Source organism: Pseudomonas sp. NPDC087803 (assembly GCF_044742995.1).
In the GTDB taxonomy this organism is placed as follows: Bacteria; Pseudomonadota; Gammaproteobacteria; order Pseudomonadales; family Pseudomonadaceae; genus Aquipseudomonas.
The window spans coordinates 94,258-111,716 of sequence record NZ_JBIUVO010000006.1 but is presented as its reverse complement, the minus strand read 5'-3'; the positions used below and the strand labels follow the sequence as shown (position 1 = coordinate 111,716).

Below are 17,459 nucleotides of genomic sequence, written 5' to 3'. Positions count from 1 at the left end.
CACAGTGCGCCAGCGGCGCGGGGAGAGGCGTGATGGAACATTCACCGTGGCACGCTGGCGAGCAACAGTTACAAGCCCATGTGGGTGTTGCCGAACGCATGGAGGCCTTCGGGCGTAAGGTGATTCGCAGCTGGATGCCGGACCAGCACCGTGAGTTCTATCAGCAATTGCCCTTCGTGCTGTACGGCGCCGTCGATGCCGATGGGCGCCCATGGGCCAGTGTGCTGGAAGGTGCGCCGGGGTTCGCGCATTCGCCTGACCCCGAGCACCTGCATTTTGCCAGTCAGCCCGCGGCCGATGATCCGGCGCAGCTGCGCAATGGCGAGCCGATCGGTTTGCTCGGCATTGAGTTGCATACCCGCCGGCGCAATCGCCTCAACGGGCATGTTGGCAATCTGACCGCGCAGGGTTTCGAGGTGAGCGTGGATCAGGCGTTCGGCAACTGCCCGCAATACATCCAGCTGCGCCAGTTTCAGCGCGTAGCGCTGACGGATCCGCAGACGCGCCCGGCGCAATCGCTGAACGGTCTCGATGAGGCTGCCAGCGCGTTGATCGCAGGCGCCGATACGTTCTTCGTCGCCAGTTATGTCGATGTCGACGGTCAGCGTGCGTTGGATGTTTCCCACCGTGGTGGCCAGGCCGGTTTCGTGCGCGTGGAGGGCAATCGTCTGACCATCCCTGACTTCGCCGGCAACCTGCACTTCAACACGCTCGGCAATCTGCTGCTCAACCCCAAGGCTGGTTTGCTGTTCATCGACTTTTCCACAGGTGAGTTGCTGCAACTTAGCGGGCGCACCGAAATCATCCTTGAAGGGCCGCAGATCGAGGCCTTTCAAGGTGCGGAACGGCTGTGGACCTTCGAGGTGGAGAAACTGGTGCGACGCCCGGCGGCACTGGCCTTGCGTTGGCGCTTTGACGGCATGTCGCCGACCAGTTTGTTGACCGGCACCTGGGCTCAGGCCGATGCACGCTTGCAAGCCAAAGCTCTGGGCGATCGCTGGCGGCCGCTGCGGGTGACCCGCATCGAAAGGGAGAGCCAGCACATCCGCTCGATTTATCTGCAACCGGATGATGGCGCGGGAATGCCGGTGTTTCAGGCCGGTCAGCATCTGCCGCTGCGCTTCAATCTGGGCGGTGAAACGCATATCCGCACCTACAGCCTGTCGAGTGCGCCGTCGGATGATTTCCTGCGCATCAGCGTGAAACGCGAGGGCCTGGTTTCAGGACATTTGCACCAGCAGATCCGGGTCGGCGATGTCCTCGAGGCAAGAGCGCCACAAGGGCACTTCACGGTGGCGCCGCTGGAGCAACGACCACTCGTACTGCTGGCGGCGGGCGTTGGCATCACCCCCTTGCTGTCGATGCTGCGTGAGGTGATTTATCAAGGTCTGCGCACCCGCAGGATCCGGCCGACGTGGTTGCTGCAGAGTTCGCGCAGCCTGGCCGATCAGCCATTTCGCCAAGAGCTGGATCGGTTGCTGGAAAACGCTGGCGATGCGGTACGGGTGATGCGTTTGCTCAGCCAGCCGGAAGCCGATGTGCGCGAGGGCGAAGATTTCGACCGCCATGGGCGCATTGATGGCGCACTGCTGCGCGATCTGCTGGAGGTCGAGGATTACGACCAGATCGATTTCGCTGTCTGCGGTCCCGGCGCTTTTACCCAAAGCGTTTACGACAGCCTGCGCGATTTGGATGTGCGCGATGCGCAGATTCATGCGGAAACCTTTGGCCCGTCGACGCTCAAGCGCCAGCCGGACCCGGATGCGCTGACCATCGAGCAGCCACCGGCGGCCATCGTCTCGGTACCGGTAGTGTTCGAACGCTCCGCGAAGGAAGCGCGCTGGCAGCCGGACGGCGGCAGTCTGCTGGAACTGGCGGAAAGCCGCGGATTGCGCCCAGAGTTCAGTTGCCGTGGCGGTTCGTGCGGCACCTGCAAGACGCGCTTGATCAGCGGCGCGGTGAATTATCCACAGCCGCCGGCAGACATGCCGGAAGCGGGACAGGTGCTGATCTGCTGCGCGGTGCCGGCGCAAAGTGAGCGGCCGTTGGTGCTGGACCTGTAATGCCCCCCCTGTAGGAGCTGCCGAAGGCTGCGATCTTTTGATCCTGGGTTTTTAAAATCAAAAGATCGCAGCCTTCGGCAGCTCCTACAGGGGATTGATGTGTTGTGGCACGTCAGGCGTAGGACAGGTCTTTCTCTTCCAGCAGCTCCTGATACAGCTCGGTCCACTTGCGGCCCATTTCATCGGCGGTGAACAGCTGCCGGTAACGCGCCTCGGCCTTGATGCCCATGGCCGCCGCGCGCTCCGGGTTTTCCCAGAGGGTGCGCATCGCCTCGCGAAAGGCCAGTGGATTGCTCGGTGGCACCACCAGCCCGGTTTCGTTGTGGATATTGATGTAGCTGGTGCCGGTACCGATTTCGCTGGAGATCATCGGTTTGCCGTACATCGCGCCTTCGAGCAGCGAAATGCCGAACGCTTCGGAACGCAGGTGCGAGGGAAACACAATGGCGTAGCTCAATTGCAGCAGGGCGACTTTGTCTTCGTCGCCCAGGCGCCCAAGGAAGTGAATATTGCGCAGACCCAGTGCCTGGGCCTGGGCGTGCAGCTCCAGCTCAAGCGGCCCGGCGCCTACGATCACCACCGGATAATCCACGTCCTTCAAGGCGTCGAGCAGGATGTGCAGACCCTTGTAATAACGCATGACTCCGACGAACAGGAAAAACTTATCCCCAAGCTGCTGACGCCAGCGATTCATCCGTTCGCTGTCCGCCTGTGGATAACCGGCCTTGTTCAAACCGTATGGAATCACTCGGGTCTTGTCCTGGAACTGTTGCAACACGTCGCTGGTGTGCAGGTAGTTCGGCGAGGCCGCGACAATCCGGTCGGCGCTGGCGAGGAAGCGGTTCATCAGCGGCCGGTAGAGTTTGAGCAGATGCTTCTGACGGATGATGTCCGAGTGGTAGGTCACTACGCTCGGTTTGTTCATGCCGCTGGCGAAATGCACCAGGTCCATGAACGGCCAGGGGAAGTGGTAGTTGACCACATCGGCCTCGGCGGCCAGTTCGCGGAACTGTTTGAACACGCTCCAGGAAAAACCGGTGGAGGCGAATTGGATGTCGAGTCGGGCGCGGTGCACTTCGTGTTGGCCGAGTTGCACCACGGGCGGGGTCGGGTCGGCGCTGAGGGTCAGCACCTGGCCGTCGATGCCGTGATGCGCGCCGCTTTCGCAGAGCTGGAAGATCACTTGTTCGATGCCGCCGACCGAATCCGGCAGGTACGTCTTGAAGAAATGAAGAACTCGCATTCAGCCTCCCATGGCCTGGCGGTAGGCACCGGCGGTGGCCTGTGCGCAACGTTCCCAGGAAAAAAGCCGCGTCCGGTGCAATCCGGCTTCTCGGCAGGCCTGCCAATGCGCTTGATCGTCGATCAGGCGATTCAGCGCATCGCGCAAGCCGTGTGCATCGTCAGGTTCAATATAGTTGCCCGCCGCGCCGGCGACTTCCGGCATGGCTGAAGAACGGGTGAGGATCACCGGGGTGCCGCTGGCCATCGCCTCCAGCACCGGCAGCCCGAAGCCTTCATACAGTGACGGAAACACCAGCGCGCGGGCGCCGGCCAGCAGCTGCGCGAGCTGTTCATCCGGCAGATAGCCGAGCAGGCACACGTGCCCTGAGGCCAGGGCCTGGCGCAGTTCGTCGCTGAACTGCGCCTGTTGCCAGCCGGCCATACCGACGATCAGCAGCGGAAAGCGCTGGCGCACGGCGTCCGGCAGCAGGGCGTGGGCACGCAGGGCCAGGCTCAGGTTCTTGCGCGGTTCGAGGGTGCCGACGCACAAGAAGTACTCTCTCGGCGCAACGGCGTGGGCTTTGAGCACCGCCTCGATGGTGTGCGGCTCCCGTGGATGAAAACGCTCGGCCACACCCAGTGGCGCCACCACGAAACGCTCGGGCGGCAGACCAAAATAAGCCTGCGCCTCGTTGGCAATCGCCTGCGAGTCGGTGACGATCCGGTGCGCCTGTTGCACGCCAGCAGCCAGGCGCCGTTCGATTTCCTTGAGGCGCGCCGCCGGTTGGCTGTCAGGAAAATGCAGGTGGGTCAGGTCGTGCAGGGTGATCACGGTCGGGCCGTCGAAGGCCAGCGGCCACAGGCTCGGTTCGTGATACAGGTCGATGTCTTGCGCACGGCCCTGATCGAAGCGTTTCTGTTCCAGCCAGCGCCGCGCCTGATAGGCCCCGGGGATCTGCCGCAGCAGCGGCGTCAGGCGTGAATAGCCGGGCATGGCCGCTTCCGGCAGCGCCGAGCTCCAGCCCCAGCCGTGGAACAACGCCACCTCGACATCGGTGGTGCTGCGCAAGGCGTGGACCAGTTCGGCGACGTAGTGGCCGATGCCGGTGCGTGGCGCCTGAAGAATCCGTGCGTTAAGAGCAATGCGCATGTTGGCTCTCGGGTGTCGACAACGAACCGTTGAGGTTGCGCTCGATGCGCTGCACCAGTTGCGCGCTGGCTTCGCGCCAGCTCAGCCAGCGCCATTGGTCCAGATTCATGGGTGCCGGAAACTGCCCCGAGCGCTCCATCCCGATCACCAGATCAGTGAGGCTCTGCGGGTTGTGCAGATCGAAATACGCCATGTAATCGCCGCCGATTTCGCGGAACACCGGGATGTCGCTGGCCATCGCCGGCAGCCCGCGTTGCATGGCTTCCACCAGGGGCAGGCCGAACCCTTCGACATGCGACGGGAACACCAGCGCCGTGGCGTGGGAATAGGCGTGCTCAAGGCTTTTGTCCGAGAGCGTGTTGAACATGAACAGCCGGCGGTTGAGTTGTGGATGCTGACGGATCCGTTCGATCAGCGCATCGCACTTCCAGCCGATTTTCCCGGCAATGCACAAGCGCGCCGTGGAACCAGCCGCCCAGGCACGTTCGAAAGCATCGAGCAGGTAGGTGTGGTTCTTGCGCGGCTCGATGGTGCTGACCATCAGGAACACCGGCTCCGGGGTCTTGAACAGGTTCAGCAGGTTGCGATCGACCTCCGCTGCGGCGTCGGTCAGGTCCAGCTCGGAACCGAGGTGGAAATAGTCGAACCAGCGCTGCTGCACCTGTTGCGTACCGATCCGGCGCAGCATCTCCTGACGCACCTGATCGCGAATGGTGGTCGAGATCGCGACATAGCCATCGGCGGTGCGCGCAATCCAGTCGAACCAGTCGTTGAACACCTTGACCAGACCCGCGTCGCAAAACTGCGGATGGGTCAGCGGGATCAGGTCGTAGATCACCGACACGATACCGACGCCGTCGCGTTTGAGTTGTTCGGCCAGGGGGAAAAAGTTGGCGTGCCAGGACGAATCGAGCAACACCAGTTGATCGCCGGCCCGATGTTGCAACGGCACACAGCGTTCGGGAACGGGCTTGCCCTTGAGCAGGCGCCCGAGCACGCGCATCGGCAGGCTGAAACAGGCGAACGCGGTGAGTCGGCAGAGCACGTACAGCACTCGCCGGGCGAAATGCGACTGGCTGAACGGCCGCCGCCGCTCCAGCGCGCGATGCCGCAGCCAAAAGCCGTTGGCCCACTGTTCGAGTTTCACCCGCAGGCTGGTCAGGTTGATTGTCGGGGTCTTGATCGGCGCCAGGCTTTTCACCTGATACAGGGCGCCGTCGAGCATTACCACCGGAATGCATTCGCGCTCGCCGTCGGCGGCGGGCAACTGTTGAATGACGTTGCGCACCACCCGCTGAATGCCGGAGTTGGCCGACGGGTGTTCGAAGACGTAGGTGCACTCCACCAACAGTCGTGTCATCGCGAGATCTCCCTGTCTGGCTGCGGCTTTGTGTGTGCGCTGGAGCGGCGGATGTCGGTTCGGGCTTGCAGCCACGAGCAGCCGACGAAGTCTTCCTGACGATTGTTGATGACGTGGAACACCAGACCGTAATCGCGCCATTCGAAGTTGCGATCCAGATGCGAATCCAGGCGCGACAGGCTCAGTGCCACCGAATAGCTGCCCTTGCCCAGACGCATGTCGAAGGCGAAGCGGAAGGTCACCTGTTCACCGGCACTCAGGTCGCTGATCGCCTGATCCTGACGGTGGGTGTTGATGCCGTAGATCGCCTGGCCGAGGCGATCCTTGATCAGAAAGCCCAGCACCAGCCGTTCGATGTCCTCGCGCACTTCGGTCTGTACTTCCAGCACCACCGGCTGACCGACTTCCGCCACCTCCAGGCTACGGCCCTGAGCGTCGAGCAAACGTACACTGACGATCCCCGCCTCACCGGTGCCGGAAATGGTCTGCACCTGGCCGTTGGCGAGCATTTCCTGGCGCACGATCTGCCCCTCGCGCTGGGCGAGCATGGCGTTGTAGTAGTCCATGACTTCTTCGGGTTTGCCCTGCATGGCCAGACGGCCGTTCTCCAGCAGGATCGCGGTGTCGCAGATCGACTGAATCGCCGAGCGGTCATGGGACACGATCAACAGGGTGGTGCCGGCCTTGCGGAAGTTGCGGATGCGCTCAAAACTTTTGTGCTGGAAGTAGGCATCGCCCACTGACAGCGCTTCATCGACGATGAGGATGTCCGGGCGCCGGGCGGTGGCAACACTGAAGGCCAGGCGCATCTGCATGCCGCTGGAGTAGGTGCGCACGGGATGGTCGATGGCTTCGCCGATTTCGGCGAAGCTTTCGATCTGCGGCATCAGCGCCTCGATCTCTTCGACCTGCATGCCCAGCAACTGCCCGGCCATGAACGCGTTCTGGCGGCCGGTGAAGTCCGGGTGAAACCCCATGCCCAGTTCCAGCAGCGCGGCGACGCGGCCTTGCAGTTGAATCTGGCCGCAGCTCGGTTGCGTGGTGCCGGTGATCATTTTCAGCAGGGTGCTTTTGCCCGCGCCGTTGACCCCGACGATGCCGACCGCTTCGCCGGGCTGAATCTCGAAATCGATGTCCTGCAGGATCCAGTGCAAATGGTGCCGTGTGCGCGAAAACGGCACCAGCCATTCGAACAACCGGCTCCAGCGATTGGGATATTGCTTGTAGGCCTTGCCCAGGCCACTGACGCGTATGTGTCCCATCAGAGTTCATCCACCATTTCGCCGACACGTTGCCGGAACAGGCGCAACGCCATGGCGCAGAACAGCAGGCCGATGATCAGCAACGGCAGCAGCGACGGCCAGTTCGGCCACTGGTTGTAGAGGAACACGTTCTGGTAACTGGTCATCAGCGCCGTCATCGGATTGAGGCTGATCAGGTGCTGAATGCCCGGCGGCAGGATCGACAGCGGGTAAACGATCGGCGTCAGCCAGAACCAGAACTGCAGGCAGATGCCGAACATCTGCCCGACATCGCGGAAGAACACATTGAGGATGCCGAGGATCATCCCCAGCCCGGCGGCGAAGATCACCTGCACCAGCAACAGCGGAATCAGCGCCAGCAGCGCCATGCCGGGCAGGCGTCCGCTGATCAGCAGAAAGCCGAAGAACAGCGCGAGAATGATCGCGAAGTTGATCCCGGCGTTGAGCAGTGCAATCACCGGCAGGCAGATGCGCGGGAAGCTGATTTTCTTCAGCAGGTTGGCGTTTTCCAGAAACATGCTCTGGCTGCGCGAGGTGATTTCCGCGAACAGCCCCCAGGTCAGCAGGCCCGCGCACAGGTACACGCTGTAGGCCAGGCCGTCATCCACCCCCGGCAGGCGCGCGCGCATGATCTGGGAAAAGATCACCGTGTACACGACGATCATCGACAACGGGTTGAGCACGGTCCACAGCGCGCCGAACAGCGAATTGCGATAACGCGCCTGAAACTCCCGCTTGACGCTGCCGAGGATGAATCCGCGGTAGCTGCGCAGCGAGCGATACAGGGAAAGCAGCATCAAACCGTCCTGCCGTATTGGTCTTCGAAACGCACGATATCGTCTTCGCCCAGGTATTCGCCGCTTTGCACTTCGATGATCACCAGGTCGATCACGCCGGGGTTTTCCAGGCGATGCCGGTGGCCGGCGGCAATGAACGTCGATTCGTTCTTGGCCACCAGATGGGTACCGGTACCGTTGTTGGTGACCTTGGCCATGCCTTCAACCACCACCCAGTGTTCGTTGCGGTGATGGTGCATTTGCAGCGACAGCTTGCCGCCGGGCTTGACCACGATGCGCTTGATCTTGAAGCGCGGGCCTTCCTCAAGCACGGTGTAAGTGCCCCACGGACGGCTGACCGTACGATGCAGGCGATAGGCTTCGTGGGATTTGTCCTTGAGCTGCTTGGCGACCCGCCGCACGTCCTGGGCGCGGTCGGCGTGGGCCACCAGAACGGCGTCGGCGGTGTCGACGATGATCAGGTTATCCACACCGACGGCGGCCACCAGCCGGCCTTCGCTCTGTACGAAGTTGTGATGGCTGTCGATGAAGATTGCTTCGCCGCTGGCGCGATTGTGGTCGGCATCCGCCGGCACCAGCGCCGCCACAGCGCCCCACGAACCGATGTCGCTCCAGTCGAAACCGGCGGGCACCACCACGACTTTTTCCGAGCGTTCCATCAGCGCATAGTCGATGGAGATGTCGGTGATTTCAGCAAACAATGTCGCCGACAGTTCCTGTTGCAGGCAGCCGACGGTTTCTACCGGAGCACTGGCCGCCATGCACGCGCGGGTCTGTTCCAGCAGCTGCGGGGCATGCAGTTGCAGCTCGTTGATCAGCGTCGCGGTGGTAAAGCAGAACATGCCCGAGTTCCACAGAAAGTTGCCGCTTTCCAGGTAATGCGTGGCGGTTTGCAGGTCGGGCTTTTCCACGAAACGCTGCACTTTCGCCGCGCCTTTGGCATCCAGCGGTGCGCCGGTTTCGATGTAGCCGAAGCCGGTTTCCGGCGCGGTCGGCACCACGCCGAAGGTCACCAGGTAACCGTCCTTCGCCAGATTGACCGCGTGTTCGACCGCGCTCTTGAGGGCGTCCTGATTGACGATCAAATGGTCGGCGGGCATCACCACCATGATTGCGTCGTCACCGTGCAACGCCTGCAGCGACAGGGCAGCGGCGGCAATCGCCGGGGCGGTGTTGCGCCCGCTCGGCTCCAGCAGGAAGTGCCCGCGATGGCGCGACACGTGGGCCGCGCAATAGTGATCCTTGCTCTGAAAGTAGTACTCGCGGTTGGTCACCGTGACAATGTCGCCCCAGCCGTCGAGCAATGCTGCCGCCCGCTGGTAGGTCTTGCCCAGCAACGACTGGCCGTCGGGCAGGGTCATGAACGGCTTGGGATGGCCCTCGCGGGACACCGGCCACAGACGAGTACCGGCACCGCCGGACAGAATCACGGGGATCAGCATGACCTACTCCTTGGCGACGCGTTTCATGTCCGCATCCATCATCATGCGGATCAGGGTGTCCAGATCGGTTTTCGGCTTCCAGCCCAGTACGCGCTGAGCCTTGGCCGGGTTGCCGAGCAGCACTTCGACTTCGGCCGGGCGGAAGAACGCCGGGTCGATCTTCACGTAATCGCGGTAGTTCAGACCGACGTGATCGAAGGCGATGCGGCACATCTCGCGCACGGTGGTGGTGACACCGGTGGCGACCACGAAATCATCAGGCTTGTCCTGTTGCAGCATCAGCCACATGGCTTCGACGTAATCACCGGCAAAACCCCAGTCGCGTTTGGCGTCGATGTTGCCCAGGGCCAATTCCTGCTGCTTGCCCTGCTTGATGCGGGCGGCGGCGTCGGTGACTTTGCGGGTGACGAACTCGATCCCGCGCAGTGGCGATTCATGGTTGAACAGGATGCCGCTGCTGGCGTGCAGGTTGAAACTTTCGCGGTAGTTGACGGTGATCCAGTGACCATAGAGTTTGGCCACGCCGTAGGGGCTGCGCGGGTAGAACGGGGTGTTCTCGTCCTGTTGCTCGGCCTGGATCAAGCCGAACATCTCACTGGTGGACGCCTGATAGAAACGCGTGTGCGGGCTGAACTGACGGATCGCTTCGAGCAGGTGGGTCACGCCCAAGCCGTCGACGATGCCGGTGGTCACCGGCTGATTCCAGGACGCGGCGACAAAGCTTTGTGCAGCGAGGTTGTAGACCTCGTCCGGTGCCGACTGGATCACCGCACGCTGCACCGAGCAGGCATCGGCCATGTCACCGTCCAGGTAGACGATGTCGCCTTCGACGCCCATCTCGCGCAGGCGCCAGCGTGAATCGCTGCTGCGCCGTGCGACCAGACCGTGAACCTTGTAGCCCTTGTCGAGCAGCAGTCTGGCCAGATAAGCGCCGTCCTGGCCGGTGATCCCTGTGATCAGTGCACTTTTCATTCTTGTCGTACTCGCTGCTCCCAGTCGGACAGGATCGCCCGCAGGGATTGTTGTGTGGTGATTTCTGGCGTCCATCCAGTGCTCTGGGCCAGGCGTGCGTGACTGCCGCAAACGCGACGTTGATCTGCCCGCCGCATGCGCGCCGGATCCTGCACCAGTTGCAGGTCGACCTCGGCCAGGTCGGCCATTTGTTCAATCAGACTGCGGATGCTCTGCTCGCGGCCCGAGCAGATGTTATAGACCTGCCCCGGTGTGCCCTTTTCCAACAGGGCGAAATACGCCGAAATCACATCGCCGACATCAAGGAAGTCGCGCGTGACGTCAATGTCGCCGACTTCCAGTTGCGGGGCTTGCAAGCCTTGTTTGATGCGGTTGATCTGGCGCGCAGCACTGGCGATGACAAAGTTGTCTTTCTGCCCGCTGCCGATGTGGTTGAACGGCCGCGCCACCAGCACTGGCCAGCCTTCGCTCAGGCCCCATTGCAGGCAGAGGAATTCCGCCGACAGTTTGCTCACGGCGTAGGGATTGCGCGGGCAGGGCGGTTGCCGTTCGGTGATGGGCAGGGCGCTTTCGTCGACCTGGCCGTAGACGTCGCCGGAGCTGACGTACAGGAAGATCCCCTGAAATCCGCGGGCCTTGAGGGCCTGCAACAGATTGAGGGTACCGAGCAGATTGATCTCGATGGTGCGGGCCGGGTCGCGGAAGGCTTCGGGAACAAAGGTCTGGCCGGCCAGATGAATCACCGCGTCGGGCAATTGCGGCCACAGGTCGACGAGGCTCGCCGCTGACGTGAGATCGTAGGGTGCGGCGGCAGGCAGCAGCTCCCACGTCGAGTCAGGCTGGGCCAGATGCGACTGGATATGGTGTCCCACGAATCCACTGAGGCCCGTGATGAACAGACGCTTTTTCAAACAGCGACCCCTTGGTCTTTAACTTTCGCCACGTTCCCACAGGCTTTGAGGAGAAGTCTGTCAGGTCAGGTGAAAAAGACCGACATGACGACGGGCGAAGTCGTTGTTGTATTTGTTTGTTACCAATCTGTGCCAAATGCGCAGCAATTTCAACAGCGCAAACCGTGACTGGTCAGTTCTCGTCAGCGTAGCCCGATTTATTCTTGTCGGGCGGTTCCCGGATCCGCGACGGATGTGTTTAGAATGGCCCTCGTCGCCATCTCCCCAGGTCCGCCGGGGACGTTGCGCAACAGGGTGAAACCAGCCACTAAAACAAGAACGAAGACGAGCTCCATGACGAAGGACGAGCAACGGTGATCCCGGCTCGCTCCCGCGCCTGGCCGTCATAGCGTGAAACTGCCGGGATGGTGGTTTCACCGTGGGATGCCATGAATTTCATTCTTTATTCGGACGTCAACGACCGCTCCATCAGCCAGAGTCTGGGGCGTCCGGAATACAGTTATTACTTCGTGCTCAAGGCCTACCGCCCGGTGCTGGAAAGCCTTGGGCAGGTGCACGTGGTGACGTCGGCTGCCGAAGTCGACCCGCTGTACCGGCAGTTGCAACTGGCCGGTCAGGATTGTCTCTTCCTTTCGTTTGCTCCGCCGCATAAAACCCCGACCGATCTGCAATGTCCTGTGGTCTGCGTGATCGCCTGGGAGTACGACTCGATCCCGGTCGATCAGGGTGAAGGGGATTGCGCTCACGACTGGAGCCGGATCCTCGCCCGCCACGGTCGGGCGATCACCTTGTCCAGCCACACCGCACAAGCCATTCGCCGCACCCTGGGTGAGGATTTTCCGGTGCTGGTGTTGCCAACCCCGTTGTGGGAAGGCTTCGCCAGTGTGCGCCAGCAATATCCGGCGGTTGCGGTGAACCCGGGTGCGGTGTTGCAGATCAAGGGATGCATCATCGACAGCCGTGCCCTCGGCCTGTCGGCTGACGGGCTGATTGCGCCTATCCACGATGAGCAGGACAGTGAGGCAGCGGACCTGACTGACGCTGTCGAACAGCCAGAGCCGCAGGCCCCACCGGCACTGACCTTGCGCCGACGTGCGTTCATCACCAAACACTACTTGCGCGAAAGTTACCGGGCGGCAGCGACCCCGAGCGAGCACCACCCGCTGTTTTTACTCAAACACAACCTGCTGCTGTGGTATCGCGAAGCCGTTCGCGATTTGCTGCCGGTCGCCCTGCGTCGCCAGTTATTCCGCTTGCGCGCGCCAACCTCTGTGCCATTGCCGCCGGCTGCCACGGTTGCAGCACCAGTGGTGGTCGAGCATCCGCAGGCCAGTCTGCCGGACACCAGCGGCGTGGTGCAGACCGAGGTCAGCGGTGTGGTCTATGTGAGCGTGTTCAACCCGGAGGACGGGCGCAAGAACTGGCATCACCTGATCACGGCATTCTGCTGGGCCATGCGAGACGCTGAAGATGCCACGCTGGTGCTGAAAATGACCCAGAACGATCTGGCGACGTACTACGTGCACCTGATCACCTTGCTGTCGCAGTTGTCGCCGTTCGCCTGTCGGGTAGTGGTGATGCATGGCTACCTGGAGGACCAGGAATTCGCCAGGCTGTACGGTGCGGCGAGTTTCTACGTCAACGCGTCCCGCTGTGAGGGCTTGTGCCTGCCGCTGATGGAGTTCATGTCCTGCGCGCGCCCGGTGATCGCGCCGGACCACACGGCGATGCACGACTATATCGACGCGCGCGTCGGTTTCATCGTCAAGTCCAGCCGCGAACCGACCATCTGGCCGGACGATGTGCGGATTCTCTATCGCACCCTGCGTCACCGTCCGGACTGGGGCTCGTTGAAAACCGCCTACGAGGCCAGCTACGCCATGGCCAAAAACGATCCGGCGGCCTATCAGGCCATGGCCCAGGCGGCCAATGAACGCATGCGCGAGTACTGCAGCTTTGCTCCGGTGCAGCAGCGTCTGGCGCAGTTTCTCCAACTGACGCCGAGTGCAACGCCACAGCCGCTCGCCGAGGCCGGAACCGCATCATGCTGATCATCATTCATTCGGAAACCAACCAGAGCAACATCCAGCAGAACCTCGGCCGTCCCGAGTACAGCTACTACTTTGTGCTCAAGGAATTTCGCCCGGTGCTGCAGCGCCTGGGCCAGGTCATTGAAGTGAGCAACCCGGATGAACTGGTTGATCGCCTGTACTTCGATTGCCTGAGCCGTGGCGAAGCGTGCGTGTTCCTGTCGTTCTCGCCGCCGCATCGCACGCCGATTCATTACGCTTGCCCGACCATCCCGGTCTTTGCCTGGGAGTTCAGCACCATCCCCACCGAAAGCTGGCACGGCGAGCCGCGTCACGATTGGCGTGTGGTGCTGAACGCCTGTGGCATGGCGATCACCCATTCGAGCTTCACGGTCAACGCCGTGTGTGACGTGATGGGCGCGGATTACCCGATCTGCGCGATTCCTGCACCGGTGTGGGATCGCTTCGCCGCACGCGGCGCGCAGTTGCGCAAGCAGCCGGTGGTCGAAGCGGTGCAGTTGAAGCTGCGCGGACTGCTGCTCGACAGCCGCACCGTCGACCTGCGGGCCTACGGGCCACCCGGGTTGTGCGAAGGCACGCCGCTGTCGTTTGCCGGGCCGCCGCAGGACTGCCAGTTGCAACTGGACGGCGTGGTCTACACCTCGGTATTCAACCCGTACGACGGCCGCAAGAACTGGCAGGACATGATCAGCGCGTTCTGCACCACGTTCCGTGACGTCGCCGATGCGACCCTGGTGCTCAAGCTCACGCACCATGACATCGCCAACGCCCTGAGCGACATGCTGCATCACCTGTACAAGAACCAGTCCTACCAGTGCCGGATCGTGCTGATCCACGGGTATCTGGCGGACGCCGATTATGAGGCGCTGGTGCAGGCCACCAGTTACGTGGTCAACAGTTCCTATGGCGAAGGGCAGTGCCTGCCGCTGATGGAGTTCATGTCCTGCGGCAAACCGGCGATCGCCCCGCTGAACACGGCGATGGCCGACTACGTCGACAGCGATAACGCGTTTATCGTTGATTCCACCGACGAGCTGACAGCCTGGCCCCACGACCCACGAGCGGCTTACCGCACCCTGCGCTATATGACCGATTGGGATTCGCTGTGCGCGGCGTATCGCGACAGTTACGCGGTGGCGAAAAACGATGTCGAGCGCTATGCGCGGATGTCCGGGCATGCGGTGCACAACCTGCAGAAATTCTGCAGTCAGGCGAGCGCTGAAGAGCGTCTGCGGACGTTTTTTGCCCAGCGTGCGCAAGCCATCAAAGCGTTGTCCGTGGAAGCCGCGAGCGCATGATCCGGCGCCTGCTTGCACGCCTGCGTCCGGCGCCCTTGCCCGTCGCACCTGCGCCGCCCGGCCAGGTTTCGCCACGGGATGTGGGGTTGCATGACGCGATCCTCGACGGCTGGTTTTTGCCCGACAGTGGTGAATTGCTCAAGGGCTTCGCGATCACGGCTGACGACACTCTGCTCGACGTCGGTTGCGGCGAAGGCGTGGCGACGTTGTTTGCCGTGCGCCAGGGTGCGTCGGTGATTTTCACCGACAGCGAACATGACAAGGTCCGCGATCTGGCCCGGCAGGTTGAGGCGCAGAGCGACAAGCCGAATCTGGGCCTGGTCAGCAACAGCCTGCCACTGCCGCTGGCCGCCGGTTGCGCGAGCAAAGTGGTGTGCATGGAAGTGCTGGAGCACATCGACCAGCCCGAGCCGTTCATGGCCGAGCTGGTGCGCATGGGCCGCCCCGGTGCGCAGTACCTGCTGAGTGTCCCGGCGCCGGTGGGCGAGCATCTGCAACAGGGCATCGCCCCGGCGAGTTATTACCAGACACCCAATCATGTGCAGATTTTCACCGAGCAGCGCTTTGCCGAACTGGTGGAGAACGCCGGGCTGGTGATCGAGCATCGGCAGGCCAGCGGGTTCTTCTGGGTAATGGGCATGATTTTCTTCTGGGCCAGCGAACGTGCTGCCGGGCGTGACCTCGGCGGCGCCGTACGCGACCGGATTCAGGCGCCGTATCCGCCGCTGATGGAGAGCTGGGCGCGTACCTGGCAAGACCTGCTGGCGCAGCCCGACGGCCTGGCAATCAAGCAGATGCTCGACCGCTTCATGCCCAAGAGTCAGGTGATCATTGCCCGCAAGCCATTGGCTGGCGAAACCGCTGCCGGGAGTCAGCCATGAGTGCCAGGCGGATCATGGACATCGAGGTACTGCGCGCGGTCGCCGTCCTCGGTGTGTTGTTTCATCACTTGCAGGGCAGCCTGTTCACTGACAGCGTGCCGCTGCTGGAAAAAATCCACGCCTGGGCGCAACCGTGGTGGGGCGTCGATCTGTTTTTCGCGATCTCCGGTTTTGTCATCGCCCGCAGTCTGATCCCCGCACTGCAAGGCTGCACGACGCGTCAGGAATACTGGCAGCAGACGCGCAATTTCTGGCTGCGGCGGGTGTTTCGTCTGTTGCCGTCAGCCTGGTTGTGGCTGGCGCTGATCCTCCTCGCGTGCGCGTTTCTCAACCGCTCCGGTGCCTTTGGCAGTTTGCACGCCAATCTGCAGGCGACCCTGGCGGGGGTGTTGCAGTACGCCAATTTCCGTTTTGCCGACAGCTTCTTTCATTACGAGTACGGCAGCAGTTTCGTTTACTGGAGTCTGGCGCTGGAGGAGCAGTTCTACCTGCTGTTCCCGGTGCTGATTGTGCTGTGTCGCAAGCATCTGGTCTGGGCCTTGCTGGCGCTGGTCGCGGTGCAGCTGTTCACCCTGCGCACGCCGTTGCTGATGGTGGTGCGCACCGACGCCCTGGCACTTGGCGTGCTCCTGGCGCTGTGGAGTGCGCAACCTTCTTACTGGCGCTGGCAGCCGACGCTTCTGCGCCGGCCTTGGGCTGGCGTGTCAGTGCTGATCGGCGTGGCCCTGCTGATGAGTTTTATGGCCACCGATCGCTTCACTTTCGCGCCTTACCGCATCGGCTCGATTGCCGTGCTCGGCGCCTTGCTGGTGTGGATCGCCTCGTACAACCGCGATTACCTGCTGCCGGCGGGCAATCTGCAACGGCTGATGGCGTGGATCGGCAGTCGTTCCTACGGCATCTACCTGATTCATATCCCGGCCTATCTGCTGGTGCGAGAGCTGATCTTTCGCTTGCAGGCTGCCGGTCTGCCGAGCCCGGCCGGGCACCCGATACTCACTGTGCTGATCGCCTGCGGCCTGATCTTGCTGCTCAGCGAGCTGAACTACCGTTTCATCGAAATGCCGATGCGCAATCGCGGTGCTGCCCTGGTGCGGCGCCTCGGCACGTCCCGAACCGCCGTCTCAACCCCCGGAGCCACCTCATGCTGAGCCTCTTGAAAAAACTCACGGCGGCGACGCCTGCACCGGCCCCCGCGCAACCTGTTGCACCGGCGGCGAACAAGGTCGATCCGTACATGCTCGGCCTCTACGATGCCAAGCTCAGCGGCTGGTTCAATCAGGAGACCGGCGAGCTGTTCACCGGCTTCCCGGTGACCGCCGATGACACCTTGCTCGATGTCGGCTGTGGTGACGGCGGCAACGTGCATTTTTGCGGCATGCGCGGGGCGAAGATCATCATTGCCGACATCGACGGCGCCAAGGTCGAAGCCACCCGCCAGCGCCTGAGCGATACCCCGGCGCGCAGCGTCGAGTGCCACGTCACCGACTGCAACCCGTTGCCGATTGCCGACGGCACCGCCACCCGCGTGGTGTCCACTGAAGTCATCGAGCACGTCGACGACCCGGCGCAGTTTCTCGCCGAACTGGTGCGGGTCGGCCAGTCCGGGGCGTTGTACCTGCTGAGCGTGCCGCACCCAAGCTCCGAAGATTTGCAGAAGGACATTGCGGCGCCGGAGTATTTCCAGAAGCCCAACCACATTCGCATCATCAGCGAAGAGCAGTTCAAAGCGATGGTCAGCGACGCCGGGCTGGAGATCATCAGCCACAGCCAGTACGGGTTTTACTGGTCGATGTGGATGCTGCTGTTCTGGGAGGCCAAGGTCGATTTCAGCAATGCCGATCACCCGTTGCTCAACCACTGGGCCGACACTTGGCAAGCGGTGCTCGATTCGCCCCGTGGCGCGCAGATCAAGCAGGCGCTGGATGCGGTGGTGGCGAAGAGTCAGGTGATCATTGCCCGCAAGCCTTGAATCGCTTTCCCTGTAGGCGTGAGCCTGCTCGATCCGATATCGATGTTGCCTGACACTCAGCCATCGCGAGCAGGCT

At 62.4% G+C, this 17,459-nt stretch carries 14 protein-coding genes; 6 read left to right on the top strand and 8 right to left on the bottom strand.

The genetic code is table 11. The features are described from left to right. Positions 1-32 precede the first annotated feature (32 nt). The gene (locus ACIOUG_RS07120) at positions 33-2,063 is read left to right on the top strand and encodes a pyridoxamine 5'-phosphate oxidase family protein (RefSeq protein WP_401063768.1); all 2,031 of its coding nucleotides are present in this window, start codon (positions 33-35) and stop codon (positions 2,061-2,063) included. A 112-nt stretch (positions 2,064-2,175) separates the two neighbouring features. Here ACIOUG_RS07120 and ACIOUG_RS07115 read toward each other — a convergent pair whose 3' ends face one another. From ACIOUG_RS07115 to ACIOUG_RS07080, 8 genes are read right to left on the bottom strand one after another with little or no spacing between them, the layout of a single operon-like run. Further along, the gene (locus tag ACIOUG_RS07115; RefSeq protein ID WP_401063765.1) at positions 2,176-3,306 is read right to left on the bottom strand and encodes a glycosyltransferase family 4 protein; all 1,131 of its coding nucleotides are present in this window, start codon (positions 3,304-3,306) and stop codon (positions 2,176-2,178) included. Beyond that, on the bottom strand, positions 3,307-4,437 hold the full coding sequence (locus ACIOUG_RS07110; protein ID WP_401063762.1) for a glycosyltransferase family 4 protein: 1,131 nt from the start codon (positions 4,435-4,437) through the stop codon (positions 3,307-3,309). After that, positions 4,421-5,797, bottom strand: a complete 1,377-nt coding sequence (locus ACIOUG_RS07105; protein WP_401063759.1) for a glycosyltransferase family 4 protein — start codon at positions 5,795-5,797, stop codon at positions 4,421-4,423. The genes ACIOUG_RS07110 and ACIOUG_RS07105 overlap by 17 nt, the downstream gene beginning before the upstream one ends. Then, positions 5,794-7,059: an ABC transporter ATP-binding protein gene (locus tag ACIOUG_RS07100; RefSeq protein ID WP_401063756.1), complete on the bottom strand. Its 1,266-nt coding sequence runs from the start codon at positions 7,057-7,059 to the stop codon at positions 5,794-5,796. Before ACIOUG_RS07100 ends, ACIOUG_RS07105 begins: the two co-directional genes overlap by 4 nt. Continuing rightward, entirely contained in the window at positions 7,059-7,856 is a 798-nt protein-coding gene (locus tag ACIOUG_RS07095) for an ABC transporter permease (RefSeq protein WP_401063754.1), read from the bottom strand. Before ACIOUG_RS07095 ends, ACIOUG_RS07100 begins: the two co-directional genes overlap by 1 nt. Then, the gene (locus tag ACIOUG_RS07090; protein ID WP_401063752.1) at positions 7,856-9,298 is read right to left on the bottom strand and encodes a mannose-1-phosphate guanylyltransferase/mannose-6-phosphate isomerase; all 1,443 of its coding nucleotides are present in this window, start codon (positions 9,296-9,298) and stop codon (positions 7,856-7,858) included. The genes ACIOUG_RS07095 and ACIOUG_RS07090 overlap by 1 nt, the downstream gene beginning before the upstream one ends. 3 nt (positions 9,299-9,301) lie before the next feature. Next, on the bottom strand, positions 9,302-10,270 hold the full coding sequence (gene gmd, locus ACIOUG_RS07085) for a GDP-mannose 4,6-dehydratase (protein ID WP_401063750.1): 969 nt from the start codon (positions 10,268-10,270) through the stop codon (positions 9,302-9,304). Next, positions 10,267-11,181, bottom strand: coding sequence for a GDP-mannose 4,6-dehydratase (locus ACIOUG_RS07080; protein ID WP_401063747.1), 915 nt, complete (start codon positions 11,179-11,181; stop codon positions 10,267-10,269). Before ACIOUG_RS07080 ends, gmd begins: the two co-directional genes overlap by 4 nt. A 428-nt stretch (positions 11,182-11,609) precedes the next feature. On the opposite strand from ACIOUG_RS07080, the gene ACIOUG_RS07075 reads away from it, so the two are divergent. Genes ACIOUG_RS07075 through ACIOUG_RS07055 form a run of 5 tightly spaced genes read left to right on the top strand, consistent with a single transcriptional unit; the run spans position 11,610 to position 17,383 of the window. Continuing rightward, positions 11,610-13,232: a glycosyltransferase gene (locus ACIOUG_RS07075; RefSeq protein WP_401063745.1), complete on the top strand. Its 1,623-nt coding sequence runs from the start codon at positions 11,610-11,612 to the stop codon at positions 13,230-13,232. Next, positions 13,226-14,530: a glycosyltransferase gene (locus ACIOUG_RS07070; protein ID WP_401063742.1), complete on the top strand. Its 1,305-nt coding sequence runs from the start codon at positions 13,226-13,228 to the stop codon at positions 14,528-14,530. Before ACIOUG_RS07075 ends, ACIOUG_RS07070 begins: the two co-directional genes overlap by 7 nt. Beyond that, positions 14,527-15,411, top strand: a complete 885-nt coding sequence (locus ACIOUG_RS07065; RefSeq protein WP_401063740.1) for a class I SAM-dependent methyltransferase — start codon at positions 14,527-14,529, stop codon at positions 15,409-15,411. The genes ACIOUG_RS07070 and ACIOUG_RS07065 overlap by 4 nt, the downstream gene beginning before the upstream one ends. Beyond that, a complete protein-coding gene (locus tag ACIOUG_RS07060) occupies positions 15,408-16,562 on the top strand; it encodes an acyltransferase family protein (RefSeq protein WP_401063737.1) in 1,155 nt (384 codons plus the stop codon). The genes ACIOUG_RS07065 and ACIOUG_RS07060 overlap by 4 nt, the downstream gene beginning before the upstream one ends. Beyond that, the gene (locus ACIOUG_RS07055; RefSeq protein WP_401063735.1) at positions 16,556-17,383 is read left to right on the top strand and encodes a class I SAM-dependent methyltransferase; all 828 of its coding nucleotides are present in this window, start codon (positions 16,556-16,558) and stop codon (positions 17,381-17,383) included. The genes ACIOUG_RS07060 and ACIOUG_RS07055 overlap by 7 nt, the downstream gene beginning before the upstream one ends. Positions 17,384-17,459 lie beyond the last annotated feature (76 nt).